Annotated in this window: 22 protein-coding genes and 12 tRNA genes; 33 read left to right on the top strand and 1 reads right to left on the bottom strand. The window is 60.1% G+C overall.

Annotation, left to right across the window (positions count from 1 at the left end):
* Positions 1-127: 127 nt before the first annotated feature.
* From aspS to nadA, 26 genes are all read left to right on the top strand, one after another.
* The gene (aspS, locus tag ACEVBK_RS13355) at positions 128-1,909 is read left to right on the top strand and encodes an aspartate--tRNA ligase (protein ID WP_375055419.1); all 1,782 of its coding nucleotides are present in this window, start codon (positions 128-130) and stop codon (positions 1,907-1,909) included.
* Positions 1,910-1,912: 3 nt separating this feature from the next.
* The gene (gene nudB, locus ACEVBK_RS13350; RefSeq protein WP_375055418.1) at positions 1,913-2,374 is read left to right on the top strand and encodes a dihydroneopterin triphosphate diphosphatase; all 462 of its coding nucleotides are present in this window, start codon (positions 1,913-1,915) and stop codon (positions 2,372-2,374) included.
* Positions 2,361-3,101 (top strand): YebC/PmpR family DNA-binding transcriptional regulator, encoded by a 741-nt coding sequence (locus ACEVBK_RS13345; RefSeq protein ID WP_375055417.1) that lies wholly within the window; start codon positions 2,361-2,363, stop codon positions 3,099-3,101. The genes nudB and ACEVBK_RS13345 overlap by 14 nt, the downstream gene beginning before the upstream one ends.
* Positions 3,102-3,170: 69 nt before the next feature.
* A complete protein-coding gene (ruvC, locus tag ACEVBK_RS13340; RefSeq protein ID WP_375055416.1) occupies positions 3,171-3,692 on the top strand; it encodes a crossover junction endodeoxyribonuclease RuvC in 522 nt (173 codons plus the stop codon).
* A gap of 236 nt (positions 3,693-3,928) precedes the next feature.
* Positions 3,929-4,534 (top strand): Holliday junction branch migration protein RuvA, encoded by a 606-nt coding sequence (gene ruvA / locus ACEVBK_RS13335; RefSeq protein ID WP_375055415.1) that lies wholly within the window; start codon positions 3,929-3,931, stop codon positions 4,532-4,534.
* Between the two features lie 3 nt (positions 4,535-4,537).
* Positions 4,538-5,545, top strand: a complete 1,008-nt coding sequence (gene ruvB, locus ACEVBK_RS13330) for a Holliday junction branch migration DNA helicase RuvB (RefSeq protein WP_375055414.1) — start codon at positions 4,538-4,540, stop codon at positions 5,543-5,545.
* A 162-nt stretch (positions 5,546-5,707) separates the two neighbouring features.
* A complete protein-coding gene (gene ybgC, locus ACEVBK_RS13325) occupies positions 5,708-6,118 on the top strand; it encodes a tol-pal system-associated acyl-CoA thioesterase (RefSeq protein ID WP_375055413.1) in 411 nt (136 codons plus the stop codon).
* A gap of 1 nt (position 6,119) precedes the next feature.
* Complete coding sequence (gene tolQ, locus ACEVBK_RS13320; RefSeq protein ID WP_375058570.1) at positions 6,120-6,788, top strand: protein TolQ; 669 nt, start codon at positions 6,120-6,122, stop codon at positions 6,786-6,788.
* Positions 6,788-7,213, top strand: coding sequence for a protein TolR (gene tolR, locus ACEVBK_RS13315; protein ID WP_375055412.1), 426 nt, complete (start codon positions 6,788-6,790; stop codon positions 7,211-7,213). The genes tolQ and tolR overlap by 1 nt, the downstream gene beginning before the upstream one ends.
* Before the next feature lie 7 nt (positions 7,214-7,220).
* Positions 7,221-8,405: a cell envelope integrity protein TolA gene (tolA, locus tag ACEVBK_RS13310; RefSeq protein ID WP_375055411.1), complete on the top strand. Its 1,185-nt coding sequence runs from the start codon at positions 7,221-7,223 to the stop codon at positions 8,403-8,405.
* 2 nt (positions 8,406-8,407) lie between these two features.
* Positions 8,408-9,706 carry a Tol-Pal system beta propeller repeat protein TolB gene (gene tolB / locus ACEVBK_RS13305; RefSeq protein WP_375055410.1) on the top strand — a complete coding sequence of 433 codons (1,299 nt, stop codon included), beginning with the start codon at positions 8,408-8,410 and terminating at the stop codon, positions 9,704-9,706.
* A gap of 26 nt (positions 9,707-9,732) precedes the next feature.
* Complete coding sequence (gene pal, locus ACEVBK_RS13300) at positions 9,733-10,254, top strand: peptidoglycan-associated lipoprotein Pal (protein WP_375055409.1); 522 nt, start codon at positions 9,733-9,735, stop codon at positions 10,252-10,254.
* A 16-nt stretch (positions 10,255-10,270) separates the two neighbouring features.
* Positions 10,271-11,035, top strand: a complete 765-nt coding sequence (gene ybgF / locus ACEVBK_RS13295) for a tol-pal system protein YbgF (RefSeq protein ID WP_375055408.1) — start codon at positions 10,271-10,273, stop codon at positions 11,033-11,035.
* Between the two features lie 147 nt (positions 11,036-11,182).
* Positions 11,183-11,258, top strand: a tRNA-Lys gene (locus ACEVBK_RS13290).
* A 7-nt stretch (positions 11,259-11,265) separates the two neighbouring features.
* Positions 11,266-11,341, top strand: a tRNA-Val gene (locus tag ACEVBK_RS13285).
* Between the two features lie 38 nt (positions 11,342-11,379).
* Positions 11,380-11,455, top strand: a tRNA-Val gene (locus ACEVBK_RS13280).
* 8 nt (positions 11,456-11,463) lie between these two features.
* Positions 11,464-11,539: transfer RNA gene (locus ACEVBK_RS13275), tRNA-Lys, on the top strand.
* Between the two features lie 7 nt (positions 11,540-11,546).
* Positions 11,547-11,622: transfer RNA gene (locus ACEVBK_RS13270), tRNA-Val, on the top strand.
* 37 nt (positions 11,623-11,659) lie between these two features.
* Positions 11,660-11,735 (top strand) — tRNA-Val (locus ACEVBK_RS13265).
* 8 nt (positions 11,736-11,743) lie between these two features.
* Positions 11,744-11,819 (top strand) — tRNA-Lys (locus ACEVBK_RS13260).
* Positions 11,820-11,826: 7 nt separating this feature from the next.
* Positions 11,827-11,902 (top strand) — tRNA-Val (locus ACEVBK_RS13255).
* Between the two features lie 37 nt (positions 11,903-11,939).
* Positions 11,940-12,015: transfer RNA gene (locus ACEVBK_RS13250), tRNA-Val, on the top strand.
* An 8-nt stretch (positions 12,016-12,023) separates the two neighbouring features.
* Positions 12,024-12,099: transfer RNA gene (locus ACEVBK_RS13245), tRNA-Lys, on the top strand.
* A gap of 7 nt (positions 12,100-12,106) precedes the next feature.
* Positions 12,107-12,182 (top strand) — tRNA-Val (locus tag ACEVBK_RS13240).
* 37 nt (positions 12,183-12,219) lie between these two features.
* A tRNA-Lys gene (locus ACEVBK_RS13235) sits at positions 12,220-12,295 on the top strand.
* Positions 12,296-12,414: 119 nt separating this feature from the next.
* Positions 12,415-13,476 (top strand): quinolinate synthase NadA, encoded by a 1,062-nt coding sequence (nadA, locus tag ACEVBK_RS13230; RefSeq protein ID WP_375055407.1) that lies wholly within the window; start codon positions 12,415-12,417, stop codon positions 13,474-13,476.
* Between the two features lie 58 nt (positions 13,477-13,534).
* On the opposite strand, the gene rdgC is transcribed toward nadA, so the two are convergent.
* The gene (gene rdgC, locus ACEVBK_RS13225) at positions 13,535-14,443 is read right to left on the bottom strand and encodes a recombination-associated protein RdgC (protein ID WP_375055406.1); all 909 of its coding nucleotides are present in this window, start codon (positions 14,441-14,443) and stop codon (positions 13,535-13,537) included.
* A 171-nt stretch (positions 14,444-14,614) separates the two neighbouring features.
* Here rdgC and ACEVBK_RS13220 point away from each other — a divergent pair, with 171 nt between their 5' ends.
* The 7 genes from ACEVBK_RS13220 to arsB all read left to right on the top strand — a co-directional run bounded on the left by ACEVBK_RS13220 (position 14,615) and on the right by arsB (position 20,744).
* Positions 14,615-15,076, top strand: a complete 462-nt coding sequence (locus ACEVBK_RS13220) for an N-acetyltransferase (RefSeq protein WP_375055405.1) — start codon at positions 14,615-14,617, stop codon at positions 15,074-15,076.
* 88 nt (positions 15,077-15,164) lie between these two features.
* Entirely contained in the window at positions 15,165-15,854 is a 690-nt protein-coding gene (gene phoB, locus ACEVBK_RS13215; RefSeq protein WP_375055404.1) for a phosphate regulon transcriptional regulator PhoB, read from the top strand.
* Positions 15,855-15,861: 7 nt separating this feature from the next.
* Entirely contained in the window at positions 15,862-17,178 is a 1,317-nt protein-coding gene (gene phoR, locus ACEVBK_RS13210) for a phosphate regulon sensor histidine kinase PhoR (RefSeq protein ID WP_375055403.1), read from the top strand.
* A gap of 444 nt (positions 17,179-17,622) precedes the next feature.
* Complete coding sequence (locus ACEVBK_RS13205; RefSeq protein ID WP_375055402.1) at positions 17,623-18,594, top strand: PstS family phosphate ABC transporter substrate-binding protein; 972 nt, start codon at positions 17,623-17,625, stop codon at positions 18,592-18,594.
* Between the two features lie 135 nt (positions 18,595-18,729).
* Positions 18,730-18,975 (top strand): hypothetical protein, encoded by a 246-nt coding sequence (locus ACEVBK_RS13200; RefSeq protein ID WP_375055401.1) that lies wholly within the window; start codon positions 18,730-18,732, stop codon positions 18,973-18,975.
* On the top strand, positions 18,972-19,682 hold the full coding sequence (gene arsH / locus ACEVBK_RS13195) for an arsenical resistance protein ArsH (RefSeq protein WP_375055400.1): 711 nt from the start codon (positions 18,972-18,974) through the stop codon (positions 19,680-19,682). The genes ACEVBK_RS13200 and arsH overlap by 4 nt, the downstream gene beginning before the upstream one ends.
* A gap of 39 nt (positions 19,683-19,721) precedes the next feature.
* Positions 19,722-20,744, top strand: coding sequence for an ACR3 family arsenite efflux transporter (gene arsB, locus ACEVBK_RS13190; protein WP_375055399.1), 1,023 nt, complete (start codon positions 19,722-19,724; stop codon positions 20,742-20,744).
* Positions 20,745-20,770 lie beyond the last annotated feature (26 nt).

Genomic DNA, 20,770 nt, shown 5'->3' with positions numbered 1-20,770 from the left:
CGCCAATCATCGAAAACATCCGATTTTACCGGCCTTTGGGTTTTCCATTATACTAGCGCGCTATTTGCTGACAAATTCAGTCCCGCGGCCCGGGCGGTCGTGCGGCAACACCAATAGGAAGACATCCATGCGCACTCATTATTGCGGGCAGCTCAATGCTGCCCTGGTTGGCCAGAGCGTGACCTTAAGTGGCTGGGTACATCGCCGTCGTGATCTGGGCGGTCTTATCTTTATCGACCTGCGCGACCGGGAAGGCATCGTTCAGGTATTTTTCGATCCGGACAAGGCCGAAGCCTATGAGAAGGCGGCCGAGCTGCGCGCCGAATTCTGTGTGCAAATCACCGGTGTGGTGCGCGCCCGTCCCGAATCCCAGATCAACAAGGACATGGCCACCGGCGAGGTGGAAATCTTCGCCCACGAGCTCAGCATCATCAACAAGGCCGCGCCGTTGCCGCTGGACTTCAACCAGAACAACTCGGAAGAGCAGCGCCTCAAGTACCGTTACCTGGACTTGCGCCGTCCCGAGCAGGCCCGTTATCTCAAGACCCGTGCCAAGGTCACCAGCCGGGTGCGTCGCTTCATGGACGAGCAAGGCTTCCTCGATATCGAAACCCCCATGCTGACCAAGGCCACCCCGGAAGGGGCCCGTGACTACCTGGTGCCGAGCCGGGTGCACAAGGGGTATTTCTATGCGCTGCCGCAATCCCCCCAGCTGTTCAAGCAGTTGCTGATGATGAGCGGTTTCGACCGCTACTACCAGATCGTCAAGTGTTTTCGCGACGAAGACCTGCGCGCCGACCGTCAGCCGGAATTCACCCAGATCGACGTGGAAACCTCCTTTATGACCGCCGATGAAGTGAGGGCCGTCATGGAGCAGCTGGTACGCGAGCTGTGGCAGGAGGTGGCCGGCGTGGATCTGGGTGTCTTCCCGGTGATGAGCTATGCCGAGGCCATGCGTCGCTATGGTTCCGACAAGCCGGATCTGCGTATTGCCATGGAACTGACCGATATTGCCGACCTGGTGAAAGACGTGGACTTCCAGGTGTTTGCCGGCCCGGCCCGGGATCCCAAGGGCCGGGTCGCCGCCCTGAAGGTGCCCGGTGGCGGTCAGCTCTCCCGCAAACAGATCGACGAATACGGCAAGTTCGTCACTATTTACGGTGCCAAGGGCCTGGCCTGGCTGAAAGTCAACGAGGCCGCCAAGGGCATGGACGGCATTCAGTCGCCGGTTGCCAAGTTCCTGAATGAAGGCATTGTCAGCGAATTGCTGGCCCGCACCGGCGCCACCGACGGCGATGCCATCTTCTTCGGTGCCGACAGTGCCAAGGTGGTCGCCGATTCCATGGGGGCCCTGCGGCTCAAGCTCGGCAAGGAACTGGGTCTGCTGGAAGAGTGCTGGAAACCCCTGTGGGTGGTCGACTTCCCCATGTTCGAGGAAGAAGACGGTCGTCTGTACGCCATGCACCACCCCTTTACCGCCGCCAAGGATGTCGCCGCCGCCGAACTGGAGGCCGGCCCGCTCGAGGCGGTGGCCAATGCCTACGATATGGTGATCAACGGTTACGAAGTGGGTGGTGGCTCGGTGCGTATCCACAACAACGAGATGCAGCAAACCGTGTTCCGCCTGCTCGGCATCAATGCCGAGGAGCAGCAGGAGAAGTTCGGTTTCCTGCTGGAGGCACTGAAGTATGGTACTCCGCCGCACGCCGGCCTGGCCTTCGGCCTGGATCGCCTGGTGATGCTGCTGACCGGTACCGACAATATCCGCGACGTGATCGCCTTCCCCAAGACCACCACCGCATCCTGCCTGCTGACCGACGCGCCCAGCCTGGCCAATCCGGATGCGCTGGCGGAGCTGGCCATTCGTACCCAGTTGCCGGCGGCCCAAACGGACAAGGCGGACAACTGAGGTATGGGCCACAAGCACCCGGAGTCGGTGCTGGTTCTCATCCATACCGAGGACCAGGTGCTGCTGCTGCAACGCAAGGACAACCCGGACTTCTGGCAGTCGGTGACCGGCAGCCTGGAGCCCGGCGAAAGCCGCCACCAGGCGGCGGTGCGTGAATTGGAGGAGGAAACCGGATTGCGGCTGGACAACGGCTTGCGGCTGGAGGAGACCGGCCACCGGGTGCGCTTTGAAATCTATCCCCGCTGGCGCCACCGTTACCGCCCGGGGGTGACCCATAACTGGGAATACGAATTTTACTTGTGCCTGCCCGCGCCGGTCGAAGTGCAGTTAAGCGAGCACCTGGCCCAGCGTTGGCTGCCTCTGGAACAGGCCCGGCAACAGGCCAGCTCCTGGACCAATAAAGAGGCAATCGGCAGATTGATCAACCGCAAGACAAACGGAGAAGATAGTTATGGCAGGTCATAGCAAATGGGCCAATATCAAGCACCGCAAGGCGGCCCAGGATGCCAAGCGCGGCAAGATCTTCACCAAGCTTATCCGTGAGCTGAGCACCGCGGCCCGCGAGGGCGGCTCCGAGCCGGCCACCAACCCCCGCCTGCGCGCCGCCATCGACAAGGCGCTGTCCAACAACATGACCCGGGACACCATCGACCGGGCGGTGAAGCGTGGTGCCGGCGAGCTGGATGGTCAGGTGCTGGAAACCATCATCTACGAAGGCTATGGCCCGGGCGGCACCGCCGTGATGGTGGAGTGCATGACCGACAACCGCAACCGCACCGTGTCCGAGGTGCGCCATGCCTTCTCCAGGAGCGGTGGCAACCTGGGTACCGATGGCTCGGTGGCCTATCTGTTCGAGAAGAAGGGCGTGATCACCTATCTGGACACGGACGAAGAAAGGGTGATGGAGGCGGCCCTGGAGGCCGGTGCCGAGGACGTGGTGGTGAACGACGACGGTTCCATCGATGTTTACACCCTGTGGGAAGAGTTCGGCGCCGTCAAGGATGCGCTGGATGCCGGCGGCCTGAGTGCCGAAAACGCCGAGGTGACCATGATCCCCTCCACCAAGGCCGAGCTGGACGAAGACACCGCGCCCAAGCTGCTCAGGCTTATCGACATGCTCGAGGACGCGGACGATGTGCAGGAGGTCTATCATAACGGCGAGATCTCCGATGAACTGGCTGAAAAGCTCTGAAGCCTGAAACTGGAAGAGGTTCCTGCTTCGGCCTCCAACTTCCAGCTTACAGCTTCCGGCTTTATTGATATGGCTATTATCCTCGGTATCGACCCCGGCTCGCGCATCACCGGCTACGGCGTGGTGCGCCAGACCGGCAACCAGATGGAGTATCTCGGCTCGGGTTGCATCCGCATGGCCGACGACGAACTGGCGCCCCGGCTCAAGCGTATCTACGACGGGGTGAGCGAGATCATCCTGCAGTTTCGTCCCGGGCTGTTTGCCATCGAGCAGGTGTTTATGGCGCGCAACCCGGACTCGGCATTGAAACTGGGCCAGGCCCGGGGCGCGGCCATCGTTGCCGCCGCCAATGCCGGTCTGGAGGTGGCGGAGTATTCCGCCCGCCAGATCAAGCAGGCGGTGGTGGGGCAGGGGGGGGCCGACAAGACCCAGGTGCAGCATATGGTGTGCAAGCTGCTGAATCTGCCCGGGACGCCCCAGGCCGATGCCGCCGACGCCCTGGCGGTGGCCCTGTGTCACGGTCATACCCGCCAGAGCCTGATCAGCATGGCAGGCCAGGTACGCGGCACGGTGCGAGGACGTTATCGCTGACGCGAAGCTGGAGGCCGTATGCTTGAAGCTGATCGAGTTGACTGCTGCTTGATGCGTTGTGTCTGTGCGGTTGCTCAGGGCTTGCTGACGGCTCGTGATTCAGGAGTGCGTTGGGATCACAGCCCGCACCGGGCTGCTTCCAGCTTCAGGCTTATAGCTTCCAGCTCTAGTACATGGATATTTATCCAGTTATTCATTATGCTTGCGCAACATAGATTGGTTAGCGGGGAGCCCCAGTGATAGGTCGGTTAAAAGGTATTATCAGCGAAAAACAGGCACCGGAAATTCTGCTGGATGTGAACGGCGTGGGCTACGAAGTCACCCTGCCCATGAGCTGCTTCTACGAGTTGCCCAAAATCGGGGAGCCGGTGACCCTGCTGACCCACTTCGTGGTGCGGGAAGACGCCCAGTTGCTGTTTGGTTTCAACACCAAGACCGAGCGGGCCCTGTTCCGGGAGCTTATCAAGACCAATGGCGTGGGCCCCAAGCTGGCGCTGGCGATTCTTTCCGGCATGACCGCCGATCAATTTATCTACAACGTGGAGCAGGGGGAGATCGGCGCCCTGGTCAAGCTTCCCGGGGTGGGCAAGAAAACCGCCGAGCGGCTGATTGTGGAGATGCGCGACCGGCTCAAGGGCTTCGGCGGCTATGATCTGTTCAATCCGGCACCCGAGTCGGCGACCGCCGCCGGCCTGGCCGACAGTGCCAGGGACGAAGCCGTCGCCGCGCTGATGGCGCTGGGCTATAAGGCGGCTCAGGCCGAGCAGGCGATGAAGAAAATTGCCAAACCCGAGATGAATGCCGAGCAGTTGATCCGGGAAGCCTTGCGGAGCATGGGATAAGCCATGATAGAAGCGGACCGTTTTATCAACCCGGCTCCCCGCCGGGAAGAAGAGGCCATCGACAGGGCCATTCGGCCCAAGGCGCTGGCCGACTACCGGGGGCAGGATCATGTGCGCAGCCAGATGGAAATCTTTATCGAGGCGGCGCGCCGGCGGGAAGAAGCCCTCGATCACCTGTTGATCTTCGGCCCGCCGGGGCTCGGCAAGACCACCCTGGCCAATATCGTCGCCAATGAGATGGGGGTGAGCATCAAGACCACCTCCGGGCCCGTGCTGGAAAAGGCCGGTGATCTGGCGGCCATGCTCACCAACCTGGAGCCCGGCGATGTGCTCTTTATCGACGAGATCCATCGTCTGAGTCCGGTGGTGGAGGAAATTCTCTATCCGGCGATGGAAGACTACCAGCTCGATATCATGATAGGGGAGGGCCCGGCGGCTCGTTCCATCAAGCTGGAATTACCGCCCTTTACCCTGGTAGGGGCCACCACCAGGGCCGGTTCGCTCACCTCGCCCCTGCGTGATCGTTTTGGCATCGTGCAGCGGCTGGAATTCTATCAGGTGGCGGATCTGGCCCATATCATCAGCCGCAGTGCCGACAAGCTGGGGCTGACCATCAGTGAAGAGGGGGCCTTCGAGATGGCGCGCCGGGCCCGGGGGACGCCGCGTATCGCCAACCGGCTGCTGCGGCGGGTGCGGGACTTCGCCGAGGTCAAAGGCAGCGGTGACATTGACGCCACCATCGCCGCCCAGGCCCTGGACATGCTGGACGTGGACAAACAGGGCTTCGACTATATGGACCGCAAGCTGCTCACCGCCGTGCTCGACAAGTTTATGGGAGGGCCGGTGGGACTCGACAACCTGGCGGCAGCCATCGGAGAAGAAAAGGAAACCATCGAGGACGTGATCGAGCCTTACCTTATCCAGCAGGGTTTTTTGCAGCGTACCCCCCGGGGCCGCATCGCCACTCCCCGGGCTTACCTGCACTTCGGTTTCGCGTTGCCGGAATCCTGACGGCAGCTTGAAGCTTGAAGTCGACCGAGTGGTGGGTAGACTCGGCTTCCGGCTTCAAGCCCCGGGTCAGCCGATGTCGTGCCGGTCCGGCCCTGTCTTCTTTCCCTCATATGACTCGGGTATAGTATCGGCATCATCTGATGTCGAACGGCCGAGTGCTGAATGTTGGACGCGAATTTTTATTGGCCGGTGCGTATCTACTACGAGGATACCGATGCCGGTGGTATCGTTTATAACGCCAATTATCTGAAATTCATGGAAAGGGCTCGCACCGAGTGGTTGCGGAGCAAGGGTATCGAGCAGGATCGCTTGTTGGAGGAGGGGGTGGCGTTCGTGGTTCGGCGGATAGAACTGGATCTGCGCAAACCCGCCCGCTTCAATGATGCATTAAAAGTGACCGTGACGGTGAAAATGCTGAAACGAGCCTCTATTGTGTTTGAGCAAGAAATTCTGGATGATGCGGGCCTTTCTCTGGCACGGGGAGAAGTGTTGATCGCTTGTGTCCAGATTGCCCAAATGAAACCTTTTGCCATTCCTGAGCCGCTGATGGGAGTATTGTCAGGTGCACGCTGAAATATCGTTTATTGGTCTGTTTTTAGAAGCCAGCCTGCTGGTTCAGCTGGTGATGTTGCTGCTGATGGGCATGTCCATTCTGTCCTGGGCACTGATCATCAATCGACGCAAGATACTGACCACGGCCCGGGATGATGCCGAGACCTTCGAGGAAAAATTCTGGTCTGGCTCCGATCTGAGCCGCCTCTACCACGAGAGCAACGCCCGCCGCGACAGCCTGGCCGGCATGGAGCAGATCTTCTACGCCGGCTTCAAGGAATTCGTGCGCCTGCAAAAACAGGGACGGGCCCAGGACAGCATACTGGAAGGAACCTACCGTACCATGCGGGTGGCGCTGTCCCGGGAAGTGGACCGGCTCGAAACCAACCTGTCACTGCTGGCCACCATCGGCTCCATCAGCCCCTACATCGGCCTGTTCGGTACCGTCTGGGGCATCATGAACGCCTTTATCGCCTTGGCCGAGGTACAGCAGGCAACCCTGGCGATGGTGGCACCCGGTATTGCCGAAGCGCTAATTGCGACGGCACTGGGCCTGTTCGCCGCCATTCCGGCGGTCATTGCCTACAACCGTTTCAGCTATCAGGTAGAGCGCCAGGAGAATCACCTGGCCAACTTTATGGACGAGTTTTCTACCATCCTTAACCGCCAAGTGACCACAGGTAACAACTGATGCACGGCTATCAGCGCAGACGTCGCAAAAGCGTTGCCGAGATCAACGTGGTGCCTTACATCGACGTGATGCTGGTGCTGCTGATTATCTTTATGGCGACGGCACCGATGATTACCCAAGGGGTCAAGGTGGATCTGCCTCAGGCTCAGGCCGAAATGTTGCCGGAAGACAGCGAGAAACCCTTGGTCGCTTCCATTGATGCCGACGGTCGTTATTTCCTGGACATAGGGGACAGCCGGGACGAGGCCGTGGACCTACTGGAGCTAGCCTCCATGGTACAGAATCAGCTGAGAACCACCCCCGAGGCACCGGTGGTGGTCAAGGGCGACGCCAATGTGCGCTACGACGCGGTGATCCAGCTGATGGCCACGCTCAAGGCGGCCGGGGTGCCCTCCGTTGGCCTGATGACCCAACCGGAGCAATAGCGGACCCATGACCGAGCAAGGCGGTATTCGCAAGTCATTGCTGATTTCGCTGGCATTGCACCTGATCATAGGGGTGTTTTTGCTGGTAGGGGTCAATTTCAATGCGCCCAAGCGACCGGCGCAGGCGGTGTCCATTATCGAGGCCACCATGATTGATGACGGCATGGTGGCGGCCCAGGCCGAGCGCCTGGCTGCAATGCAGGCGCAACAGCAGCAGGCCCGGGCGGCTGAACAGGCGAAGGAAGATGCCGAGCAGAAAGCGGCGGAAGAAGCCGAGCGCCTAGCCGAGCAACAGCAAGCGGCGGCGGAGGCGGCAAGACTGGCCGAGCAGCAGAAAGCCGTGGCCGAGCAACAGGCTCAGGCTGAGCGCGAACGCCAGCAAGTGGTGGAGCAGCAGCGCAAGGCGGAAGAGGCCCGTAAAGCCGAGGAAGCCCGCAAGGCGGAAGAGGCCCGCAAGGCCGAGGAAGCTCGTAAAGCAGAGGAAGCCAGAAAACAGGCGGCTGTCGAGCAAGCCCGCAAGGCCGAAGAGGCGCGCAAGGCCGAGGAAGCGAAAAAGCAGGCCGAAGCCGAACAAGCCCGCAAGGCGGAAGAAGCGCGCAAGGCCGAGGAGGCCAAAAAGCAGGCCGAAGCCGAGGAAGCCCGCAAGGCCGAGGAAGCCCGCAAGGCGGAAGAAGCCAGAAAACAGGCGCAGGCCGATCAGCAGCGCAAGGCGGAAGAGGCGCGCAAGGCCGAGGAGGCCAAAAAGCAGGCCGCTGCCGAACAGCAACGCAAGGCCGAGGAAGCCCGCAAGGCGGAAGAAGCCCGTAAAAAGGCCGAATCCGATCGCTTGAAGCGGGAACAGGAGCAGGCACTGAAAGATCTGGAGGCATTGATGGGCTCGGGACCGGCAGGTTCCTCCTCTTCCTCTGCGGCCGCGGCGGGAGAAGTGGATCGCTACACCGGCATGATCATCGCCGCCATTCAGCGGAATTGGCTGGTCGGGCCGACCATGGTGGGCAAGCAGTGCCGTATCAATGTCCGGGTGGCGGCCGACGGCCTTATCCTGCAGATAGGTCAGGGTCAGGGAGATGGCGAAGTGTGCCGCTCGGCCGAGCTGGCGATCCGCAAGACCGGTACCCTGCCGATGCCCAAGGATCCTGAAGTGAACAAGCAATTACAAAACCTGAATTTAACGCTGATACCGAGGCTCTAGAGATGACAAAACGATGGTTGTGGTTATGGCTGCCGCTCCTCCTGCTCGCAGGCCGGGCACAGGCAGCGCTGGATATTATTATTACCGGCGGCATAGACAGTGCGCGACCGGTGGCGGTGGTGCCTTTCCAGTGGACGGGAGGGGGGGCCATGCCCCAGGACATGGCGGACGTGATCGCGAGCGATTTACGCAACAGCGGCATGTTTCGTCCATTGGAGCGCAACAACCTGCCGCAGCAGGTCGCCCAAGCCAGCCAGCTCAATCCCGCCCTGTGGGGTTCCCGCCAGGTTGAGGCGGTCGTGGTCGGTACCATAGAGCCGGCCGGCGGTGATCAGTACCGTATCAGCTTCGAACTGGCCGACGTGCTCGGCAGCAACGGTGCCCAGTTACTGGAAAGCCGCAGCGCTACCGTGCCGGCGGCCCAGTTGCGCCAGTACGCCCACCGTATCGCCGATATTGTGTTCGAGAAGCTGACCGGTATCAAGGGGGCCTTTCTGACCCGTATTGCCTACGTAAATGTACATCACGGTGCCGAATACCCCTATCAGTTGATGATTGCCGACTATGACGGTTTCAACGAGCAGGTGTTGCTGCGTTCCCGCGAGCCGCTGATGTCGCCGGCCTGGTCGCCGGACGGCCGCAAGCTGGCTTACGTGTCTTTCGAGAACAAGAAGGCTGAGATAGTGGTGCAGGACATCTACAGCCAGCAGCGACAGGTGGTCAGTTCCCAGCCCGGCATCAACGGCGCGCCCCAGTGGTCGCCGGACGGCAGTCGCCTGGCGTTGGTACTGTCCCGTGATGGTCAGCCTGAAATCTATGTGCTCAACCTGGGCAGCAAGCAGTTGACCCGGGTGACCAATAATCGCACAATCGATACCGAGCCAGCCTGGTCGACGGACGGCAATGCCCTCTACTTCGCTTCCGAGCGGGGCGGCCGGCCGCAGATTTACCGGGCTGATCTGGGTTCGGGTGACACCCGGCGTGTTACCTTCCAGGGGGATATGAATCTAGGACCCAGTGTGACCAGAGACGGCAAGAGCCTGGTGCTGGTCAGTCGCTCACAGGGACAATACCGAATTGCTCGTCAGGAGCTGGATAGCGGTCATATGCAGGTGTTAACAGAAACCCAGCTGGATGAATCGCCAAGCCCGGCACCAAACGGCACCATGATCATCTATAGTACCACCTATCAGGGCCGCCAAGTGCTTTCCCTGGTGTCTATGGATGGTCGTTTTAAGGCCAGGCTGCCCGCACGAAGTGGTGATGTTCGTGCACCGGCATGGTCACCGTTCCTAAACTAAACCATTGCAATTTCTAAGGAAAAATAATGCAAATGAAAAAACTGCTTCAGAGCCTGGCGGTAGCCTTACCCATGTTGACCCTGGCCGCATGTAGCTCCACCAGTGATTCCGATGCGATGACCGGTACCGCGGGCAGCGGCTATCAGGGCGGTGTGCAGACCGGTGGCGCGGGCGGTGCCCTGTCTGCCGAAGAGCAGATGCGCCAGCAGTACGAGAATCTGCGTCGCGAGAACGTGATCTACTTCGAGTTCGATCGTGACGAAGTGACCGGTCACTACGCGCAGGTACTGGAAGCCCATGCCGGCTTCCTGCGTTCCAACCCTTCCGTCAGCGTACTGGTGGAAGGCCATGCGGATGAGCGCGGTACCCCCGAGTACAACATCGCCCTGGGCGAGCGCCGTGCCAAGGCCGTCACCAGTTACCTGCAGAGCCTGGGTGTGAGCGGTGCTCAACTGGCCATCGTCAGCTACGGTGAAGAGAAGCCGGTCGATACTTCCCGCTCCGAAGCCGGTTTTGCCAAGAACCGCCGTGCGGTTCTGGTTTACTAAGGTTTAAGTCTGTCTTATGAAGATTAATTTAGCGGCCATTTCGATGGCCGCTGTTTTATCCACTTCCACCTGGGCTCAGGCGCCCGTGGTGAGTGTGGGTGGCAGCGGCTCCGTCAATGATCGCCTGGCTGAGTTGGAGCGAGCCTTCAATGCCAGAAGCCAGGCCCAAATCGATCAGCAGCGTCAGTTGAGTTCCTTGCAGCAGGAAGTCAGCGAGCTACGTGGTTTACTGGAAGAGCAGAGTTACCGCCTGGAACAGGTGATTGAACGCCAGCGTTCCATATTGGCGGCCCAGCAGGAGGCGGCCCAGCAGCCCAGTACCCCGCCGCCGGCGGCCGAGCAAGGTGCTGCCGGCAGCAGCCAGCCCCAGGGCCGCAGTAATGCCCCGGCCGCCGCTCCGGCCGGCGGTGATGAACAGGCGGCTTATGACAACGCGGTTAACCTGGTGCTGCAGGATAAAGACTATGATGCCGCCATCCCAGCCTTTGCCCGTTTTATTACCCAGTATCCGCAATCCACCTATGTTCCCAATGCCCATTACTGGCTGGGACAACTGTTGTTTACCCAGAAGCGTTTCGATCAGGCCAAGGCCCAGTTCGCGCGGGTAGTGGAAGCCTACCAGAACTCCAACAAGCGGGCCGACTCCATCCTCAAGCTGGGGTTGATCGCCAAGGAGCAGGGGGATAATGCCCTGGCCAAACAGTATTATGAGCAGGTATTGCGTGAGTACAGCAACAGTGGTGCGGCACGGCTGGCCCAGGAAAACCTGAACGGACTCTGAGGCGGGGAACCTTTTTGGCGATTTTTTGAGAGAGTCGCTTGTTCCTTAAGCAAACGGTTGAAAATGGCGATTTAGCTGTTGCGTCACAAAATTAAATCCGTAATATAGGCCGCCGTTGGCAGGGCTGCTCCGGTAGCCCGGGCCAGAGGGTCGTTAGCTCAGTTGGTAGAGCAGTTGACTTTTAATCAATTGGTCGCAGGTTCGAATCCTGCACGACCCACCATATTCCCGGACGCTTAGCTCAGCCGGGAGAGCACCTCCCTTACAAGGAGGGGGTCACTGGTTCGATCCCAGTAGCGTCCACCAGTTTTCGCACTTTTGACAAAAGTGCATCCGGTTTTCGTGGGTGGTTAGCTCAGCCGGGAGAGCACCTCCCTTACAAGGAGGGGGTCACTGGTTCGATCCCAGTACCACCCACCACGAACTTCGGGTCGTTAGCTCAGTTGGTAGAGCAGTTGACTTTTAATCAATTGGTCGCAGGTTCGAATCCTGCACGACCCACCATATTTCCGGACGCTTAGCTCAGCCGGGAGAGCACCTCCCTTACAAGGAGGGGGTCACTGGTTCGATCCCAGTAGCGTCCACCAGTTTCGCACTTTTGACAAAAGTGCATCCGGTTTTCGTGGGTGGTTAGCTCAGCCGGGAGAGCACCTCCCTTACAAGGAGGGGGTCACTGGTTCGATCCCAGTACCACCCACCACGAACTTCGGGTCGTTAGCTCAGTTGGTAGAGCAGTTGACTTTTAATCAATTGGTCGCAGGTTCGAATCCTGCACGACCCACCATATTCCCGGACGCTTAGCTCAGCCGGGAGAGCACCTCCCTTACAAGGAGGGGGTCACTGGTTCGATCCCAGTAGCGTCCACCAGTTTCGCACTTTTGACAAAAGTGCATCCGGTTTTCGTGGGTGGTTAGCTCAGCCGGGAGAGCACCTCCCTTACAAGGAGGGGGTCACTGGTTCGATCCCAGTACCACCCACCACGAACTTCGGGTCGTTAGCTCAGTTGGTAGAGCAGTTGACTTTTAATCAATTGGTCGCAGGTTCGAATCCTGCACGACCCACCATATTTCCGGACGCTTAGCTCAGCCGGGAGAGCACCTCCCTTACAAGGAGGGGGTCACTGGTTCGATCCCAGTAGCGTCCACCAGTTGTTTTGAACAGCAAGTTCGCACTCACCGTTTATCGGGTCGTTAGCTCAGTTGGTAGAGCAGTTGACTTTTAATCAATTGGTCGCAGGTTCGAATCCTGCACGACCCACCATCTCCTCCTGATACCTCCTTTTTATGACTCTTTTATTGCTGGACGTTTGGGTTAACGCCCGGCCGGCGTTATAATGCCCGGCAATGTAGCTATCTGGATGGAGCAATTGGGATCTGGTCATGACTGAAGCTGTCGATATTCTCGAGTTTGACTACCCCTTTCCCGCCAAGCCGGTCCCGCTGAGCGCGGACCAGCAACAGGCGTTGAAAGATGAAATCAAGGCATTACTGAACGCCAGAAACGCGGTGCTGGTTGCCCACTATTATACCGATCCCGAGATCCAGGCCCTGGCCGAGGAGACCGGTGGCTGTGTGTCCGACTCGCTGGAAATGGCGCGTTTTGGCAAGCATCATCAGGCCGACACCCTGATCGTGGCCGGGGTGCGCTTTATGGGGGAAACCGCCAAGATCCTGAGCCCGGAAAAAACCGTGTTGATGCCGACCCTGGAAGCGGAATGTTCACTCGATCTGGGTTGTCCGGCCGATGAATTCACCGCCTTCTGCGATGCCCATCCCGATCATACCGTGGTGGTGTATGCCAATACTTCGGCGGCGGTGAAGGCCCGGGCCGACTGGGTGGTGACCTCCAGCATCGCGCTTGAAATCGTTGAGCACCTCGACAGCGAAGGCCACAAGATCATCTGGGCGCCGGATCGCCATCTGGGCGCCTATATCGAAAAGCAGACCGGTGCTTCCATGCTGCGCTGGCAGGGTGCCTGCATTGTGCACGACGAGTTTCGGGCCAAGGCGCTGAAAGAGCTGAAGGCTCAGAATCCGGACGCGGCGGTGCTGGTGCATCCCGAGTCTCCGGCCTCGGTGATCGAGCTGGCAGACGCGGTGGGCTCCACCAGCCAGTTGATCAAGGCCGCGCAGACCTTGCCCCAGCAGAAGCTGATCGTGGCCACCGACAAGGGCATCTTCTACAAGATGCAGCAGGCCTGCCCCGGTAAAGAGATGGTGGAAGCCCCTACCGGCGGTAACGGCGCCACCTGCCGCAGCTGTGCCCACTGCCCCTGGATGGCGATGAACGGCTTGGTGGCCATTCGCGACGCCTTGCGCGATGGTGGCAAGACCCACGAAATCCAGGTGGACGAAGCCACCCGGATGAAGGCGATGATTCCGCTCGAGCGGATGCTGAATTTTGCCGAACAGCTCAAGCTGAAGGTGAAAGGCAACGCTTGAGCCTAATGGGGACTGGGGACTTGGGATCGGGGATAATCAGTCCCCAGTCCCCGCTCTTTTACCGGTTTTCTTCCCCGCCCAGGGCTTCGATCAGCTCGGGAATAAAGCGCGACAGTTCGCCGGTCACCAGGGCGAAATCCGCATCGAAGCGGGCCGCCGCATCTTCACTGACCACATCATCGTTCTGCTCGCGTAATTCTTCCGAAAACTTGAGCCGTTTGACGCTCATATCGTCCCCCAGCACGAAGCTCAGGGTTTCACTCCAGTTCAAGGCCAGCTTGGTCACCAGCTTGTCCGCGTCCAGGTGGGCTTTCATCTCGTCACTGAGCAAATCCTGCTGTTTGGCGCGGATAATACCGCCGTGCTCCAGAGCGGATCTCAGCTCGGCTTCGTCCTCCAGGGCGAAACCGGCGGGGGCGGCCCCTTCTTTCAGCCAGTCGGTCAGGGTCAGCTCGGGCGGGGTGGTCATGGCGAGCGGCACCACTGGCAGTGAGCCGATGCTCTTGCGCAGCAGCGCCAACAAATCCTCGGCCCGTTTGGCGGAGCTGGCATCCACGGCGATAAAACCGGCATCGGGGTTGATCCAGGCGTAGGTTTGCTGGAACCGGCTGAACGCCCGGGGCAGCAGGGTGACAATCACTTCTTCCTTGATGGCTTCTTTTTCCTTTTTCTTCAACGCCCGGCCCTGTTCGACTTCCAGGTTTTCCACTTTTTCGGCGACCATGTCGTTCACCACCGAGCCCGGCAACATCTTTTCTTCCTTCTTGGCGCAGATCAGAATCTGGCTGTCGGTACTGTGGGTGAAGGCCTGGCCCTGTTTGCCCAGGGGCGAAATCCAGCCGAACTTGGCCTGCTCCTGACTGCCGCAGGGGCTGAAGGGCAGCGCTTCAAGCTGTTTTTCCAGATCTTCCAGGGTCAGTTCGAAAGGGCGGGTAAAACGGTAAATTTGCAGGTTCTTAAACCACATAGCGTCCTCGGTGCGAGCCGGAAAAAACGCATTGTACTGCAAACCGGCTTTGTGATCAGGCAGTCATTCCCGGCCAATAAAGGCCGATCCGGGTCACAGACAAAAATAAAAGCCCTGCCGGGGGACGGACGGACTCATACACTTGAATAAACCAAAGCCGGGGAGAAAAAAATGATACGACAGGCCACGCCCGATGATACCGATGCCATCCTCGACGTATGGCTGCTGGCGTCGTTACAGGCCCATGATTTCGTGCCGGCTGCCTTCTGGTGGCAGCAGCAGGAGCAGATGCGGGCCCGTTATCTGCCTGCGGCCGAGGTGTGGGTGTGCGAGCGGGAGGGGGAAATCCAAGGATTTGTCGCGCTGGTGGATGACTATCTGGCGGCGCTGTTCGTGCGTCCCGACTGTCAGCAGAATGGCATCGGCAAGGCGCTGCTGGCCATGGCCAAACGACTGCGGCAACGGCTTTCGCTCAAGGTGTTCAGCGAAAACGACATCGCGGTGCATTTCTATCGCCAGCACGGCTTTGCCATTACCGAGGAAGGAACGGACCCGGCCACCGGCCAGCCGGAGTTGTGCATGGGCTATCAGGGAGAGGGCAAGCAAAAGATCTTCAAGCTGTCCGGGGCCTGACATGTGGATGTCATATTTTCATAAAACTGTCACACTTGCTCTCAATAATGCTAATACGTAAAAAGACCTGATAAAGGGCAGTTGAAGAATGACACGGAAAATACTGGTAGTTGAAGATGAAGCCGCGATCCGCGAGATGTTGTGTTTTGTTCTGGAACAGAAGGGCTTTGCCACCCAGGAGGCGGAGGACTATGACCAGGCTCTGGCGATGATCAAGGAGCCCTATCCCGAACTTATCCTGCTCGACTGGATGTTGCCCGGCGGTAGTGGCATCCAGTTGATCAAGCACCTTAAGCAAGACGAGCTGACCCGGCAGATCCCGGTGATCATGCTCACCGCCCGGGCCGAGGAAGAAGACAAGATCAAGGGCCTGGACGTGGGTGCCGACGATTACATCACCAAACCCTTCTCCCCCAAGGAACTGACTTCCCGCCTCAAGGCGGTGCTGCGCCGGGTGGCCCCCACTTCGGTGGAAGACGTGATCGAGGTACAGGGGCTGAAGCTGGATCCGGTCAGCCACCGGGTCAGCGCCAACAGCCAGCAACTGGACATGGGTCCCACCGAATTCAAGCTGCTGCATTTCTTTATGACCCATCCCGAGCGGGTATACAGCCGCGAGCAGTTGCTCAATAATGTATGGGGCACCAACGTCTACGTGGAAGACAGAACGGTGGATGTGCATATCCGGCGGTTGCGCAAGGCGGTGTCGGAGTCGGGTCACGACAAGCTGATCCAGACGGTGCGCGGTGCCGGCTATCGTTTTTCAACGCGCCTATGAGGCCTGCATGCAGCTACAAGAATCCAGCCATGGTCTGTGGTGGCGATTAACTTTCTATTACCTGGCGTTTTTCCTGTTCGGGTTGCTGTTGGGCGACATGGCGCTGGGGCTGCTGGCCGGGACCGTGTTGCACCTGCTGTGGCATCACCGCTTCCAGCACAAGTTGGCGGTGTGGCTGTGGCGAGATCGCAGCCTGATCCCGCCGGAAGGAAAAGGCAGTTGGGAGCTCATCTTCAACGGCATCTACCGGTTGCAGCAGCGGCAGCGCGCGCGCCGGCGGGAGCTGGCCAACCTGGTGCGCCGTTTCCGGGAAGGGGCCGAGGCGCTGCCCGACGCCGCCGTGGTATTCCGACGGGACGGCAGCATCATCTGGTGCAACAAGCTGGCCCAGCAACTGCTGGGCTTTCGCTGGCCCGATGACGCCGGCCAGCATATCGGCAACCTGATCCGTGCCCCGGTGTTTATCGCCTATATGAAGCGGGCCGACTTTCGCGAGCCGCTGGAGCTGCCGTCCCCGCTCAACGAAGACAAGCTGCTCGAGTGCCGTATCATGCCCTATACCGAGGATCAGGCCATGCTGGTGGTACGGGACGTGACCCGGCTGAAGAGCCTGGAGCAGATGCGCAAGTCCTTCGTGGCCAATGTGTCCCATGAGCTGCGCACTCCGTTGACGGTGCTCAAGGGGTATCTGGAGATGATAGAAGAGCTGCCGTCCGAAGCCATGTGGCGGAAAACCCAGAAGGTAATGCTGGAGCAGACCCTGCGCATGGACGCCCTGGTCAACCAACTGATGACCCTGACCCGTATCGAGGCTTCCCCCAATATCGATACCAGCAAGATAGTGGATGTTCCGGCCATGCTCTCCATGCTGGAGCAGGAGGCCCTGACCCTGAGCGGCGACAAGGGCCAGCAGTTCAGCTTTGTCGTGGATCCGGGCCTCAAGGTCCGCGGAGATCAGGAGCAGTTGCGCAGCGCCATTTCCAACCTGGTGTACAACGCCATCCGTCATTCTCCGGCGGGCACCGAGATCCAGGTGGAATGGGGGCGGGTGGGCCACCAGGGCCGCTTTGCGGTGACCGACAACGGCGAGGGTATAGCGCCCGAGCACATCGCCCGCCTGACCGAACGTTTCTACCGGGTGGATAAGGCCCGCAGTCGTCAAACCGGTGGCTCCGGCCTGGGGCTGGCCATCGTTAAGCATGCTCTGGGTCACCACGACGCCCACCTCGAGATCCAGAGCCAACCCGGCAAGGGCAGTTGCTTCAGCTTTGTCCTGCCCGAACGGCTGCTGGTGCAGGATGCCCCCAACCGGGAAATCGCCTGATGGGGCGCCTGGGGCTGCCCGCAGGCTGAGCGACGCTCTCGTTGCGGGCTAGCTCCCACGCTTGGTGTGCGAATGCGGACGAGGCCAGGTTGCAAGGTTCCCAGACTCTCAGAACCTGTTTGAAGCCTTGTGTTCTCGGCCAAAGTGCACTGCTCCGCCGACATGCCTACGCGGCGAGTATCATGTCCCGCGGCGTGTCGGCGGAGGTAGCCCAGTTGTTTCTGCCCTGCGTTGATTGGTTAACCTTTAAACCAGTCGGTGTTTCAGCACGGCGGAACCAGCCAACACTTTGCCATTGCTGTGTCATTGGCTTGGAAACTGTGGTGCAGTCCTCTCGTTCTGTCTGGCTGTCATAAAAGCGTCACTTTCGGTTCATATAGTTGTCATCACCGGCGGCAATACTGGCCGCGTCTTGAAAGACCGAACTCAGATTGGAGATTAAGGATGAAATTGAACAAACTGGTAACTGCTCTTGGATTGACCGCCGCCCTGGCGTCCACCTCTGCCCTGGCCGCGGTGGACAGCAGCCTGACCGACTACGCAAAAGTCAGCGGCATCTCCGGCAACCTGTCTTCCGTGGGTTCGGACACCCTGGCCAACATGGCCACCTTGTGGGCCGAAGAGTTCAAACGCAGCTATCCCAACGTGAACGTGCAGATCCAGGCCGCCGGCTCTTCCACCGCTCCCGCCGCCCTGACCGAGGGCACCGCCCAGTTCGGCCCCATGAGCCGCGCCATGAAGGATAACGAAATCGAAGCCTTCGAAAAGCGCTACGGCTACAAGCCGACGCCGGTACGGGTGGCCATCGATGCCCTGGCGGTGTTCGTGCACAAGGATAACCCCATCGAGGGCCTGAGCATCGACCAGGTCGACGCCATCTTCTCCAGTACCCTGAGCTGCGGCGCCAACGAGCAGATCACCCGCTGGGGCCAGACCGGCCTGTCCGGCGACTGGGGCAACCGCGACGTGCAGCTGTACGGCCGCAACTCCGTGTCCGGCACCTACGGCTACTTCAAGGACGAGGCCCTGTGCAAGGGTGACTTCAAGAACAACGTGAACGAGCAGCCCGGCTCCGCCTCGGTGGTGCAGTCTGTGTCCTCTTCCCTGAATGCCATCGGTTACTCCGGTCTGGGCTACAGCACCTCCAGCGTGCGTGCCGTGCCCCTGGCCGAAGCCGGCTCCACCGACTATGTTGCCGCCAACGCCGACAACGCCATCAGCGGCGAGTACCCGCTGTCCCGCTTCCTCTACGTCTATGTGAACAAGCACCCCAATGAGCCCCTGGGCCCGATGGAAGCCGAGTTCGTGAAGCTGATGCTGTCCAAGCAGGGGCAGGAAATCGTGCACAAGGACGGCTATGTGCCGGTGCCCACCGCCGTGGCCGAAGCCGACCTGAAGAAACTGGGCCTGATGTAAACATTCATTGCCGTCATGGCCGTACGACCCCGGGGAGACCCGGGTTTTTTTTATGGTTTACTTATTCGATTTATCATATATGCTTTTATCCATATTTGTTGAGCTCCACAGACGACATCAAACAAGGATAAAAGCATGAAGATCCTGTTTCTGTGCACCCACAATGCCTGCCGCAGCATTCTGGCCGAGGCCTTGTGCCGGCACCTTGCCGATGGCCGTTTCGACGTGGCCAGCGCCGGCAGTGCCCCGGCCGGGCGGGTGCATCCCCGTACCCTGGCCCTGCTCTCGGAGCGCATCCGGGCCCTGTTGGCCACCGAGGCGGAACAACTGGCGCCGGCACAACTGCAAACTCTGATCAACCGCCTGGGAGAAGTCGCATGAATCATGATCTGCCCAATCTCGACCTCGATGCCTTCCGGCTGCCTGCCCTCGCCGAGCTGGGAGCGGAAGAGGGGGCCCATCCGCCCCGCATCCTGCTGCTCTACGGCTCGCTGCGCTGCCGCTCCTACAGCCGGTTGCTGGTGGAAGAGGCGGCCCGACTGCTGCGCCTGATGGGCGCCGAGACCCGACTCTTCAACCCCTCGGGTCTGCCCCTGCCCGACGATTGCGGCGACGACCACCCCAAGGTGCGGGAGCTGCGCGAGCTGGCCGACTGGTCCGAAGGCCAGGTGTGGTGTTCCCCCGAGCGCCACGGCGCCATGACGGCGGTGATGAAGGCCCAGATCGACTGGCTGCCCCTGTCCGGCGGTGCCATCAGGCCGACCCAGGGCAAGACCCTGGCACTGATGCAGGTGTGCGGCGGCTCCCAGTCCTTCAACACCGTCAACCAGCTGCGGGTGCTGGGTCGCTGGATGCGGATGATCACCATCCCCAACCAGTCGTCGGTGCCCAAGGCCTTCCTGGAGTTCGATGAGGCCGGGCGAATGAAGCCCTCCGCCTACTACCGGCGGGTGGTGGACGTAATGGAAGAGCTGATGAAGTTCACCCTGCTCACCCGCGGTCGTGCCGATTATCTGGTGGATCGCTATTCGGAGCGGGTGGAAAGCGCCGAGCAGCTGTCGGCCCGGGTCAATCAGCGAGCCCTGTAAGCCGATAGCAACTAAGCCAAGAACAACAAGGTAAGAGAGATGGGACTATTTGAGCGTTATTTGTCGCTGTGGGTCGCCCTGTGCATCCTGGCGGGCGTTACCCTGGGCAGCCTGTTGCCCGACGGCTTCGCCCTGGTGGCGGGGCTGGAATTCGCCCAGGTCAATCTGGTGGTGGCCCTGTGTATCTGGGTAATGATCTACCCCATGATGGTACAGATCGACTTTTCCGCCATCAAGGATGTGGGCAAGAAGCCCAAGGGCCTGCTGCTGACCCTGGCTGTCAACTGGCTGATCAAGCCTTTCACCATGGCGGCCCTGGGTTGGCTGTTTTTCCGGGTGCTGTTCGCCGACTGGGTCGACCCCCAGTCCGCGGGGGAGTACATCGCCGGCATGATACTGCTGGGCGTGGCGCCCTGCACCGCCATGGTGTTCGTGTGGAGCCAACTCACCCGCGGGGATCCCAACTACACCCTGGTGCAGGTGTCGGTGAACGATCTTATCATGGTGTTCGCCTTCGCTCCCATCGCCGCCTTCCTGCTGGGGGTGAGCGACATTGTCGTGCCCTGGGACACCCTGCTGTGGTCGGTGCTGCTTTATGTGGTGCTGCCGCTGCTGGGCGGAGTCTATACCCGCCAGCGGCTGGAGAGGGGCGGCGATGGCAAGCAATTGCAACAGTTTATCCAGCGTATCAAGCCGCTGTCGGTGGCGGGCCTGCTGGCGACCGTGGTGCTGCTGTTCGGCTTCCAGGCGCCCACCATACTGGCCCAACCCCAGACCATAGTGCTGATTGCCATACCGCTGCTGATCCAGACCTACGGCATCTTCGCCATCGCCTATGGTGCCGCCAAGGTGATGAAGCTGCCCCATAATATCGCCGCACCGGCCTGCATGATAAGCACCTCCAACTTCTTCGAACTGGCGGTGGCCGTGGCCATCTCCCTGTTCGGGCTGCACTCGGGGGCGGCGCTCGCCACCGTGGTGGGGGTGCTGGTGGAAGTGCCGGTGATGCTGTCGCTGGTGGCCTTCGCCAACCGCACCCGGCACTGGTTCGCCTATAACTGATCCATTGAACTGAAATCCAAGGAAAG

The organism is Zobellella sp. DQSA1, from assembly GCF_041950555.1.
In the GTDB taxonomy this organism is placed as follows: domain Bacteria; phylum Pseudomonadota; class Gammaproteobacteria; order Enterobacterales; family Aeromonadaceae; genus Oceanimonas.
The sequence above is the reverse complement of the archived record's forward strand: the minus strand, read 5'-3'. Positions and strand labels throughout refer to the sequence as shown.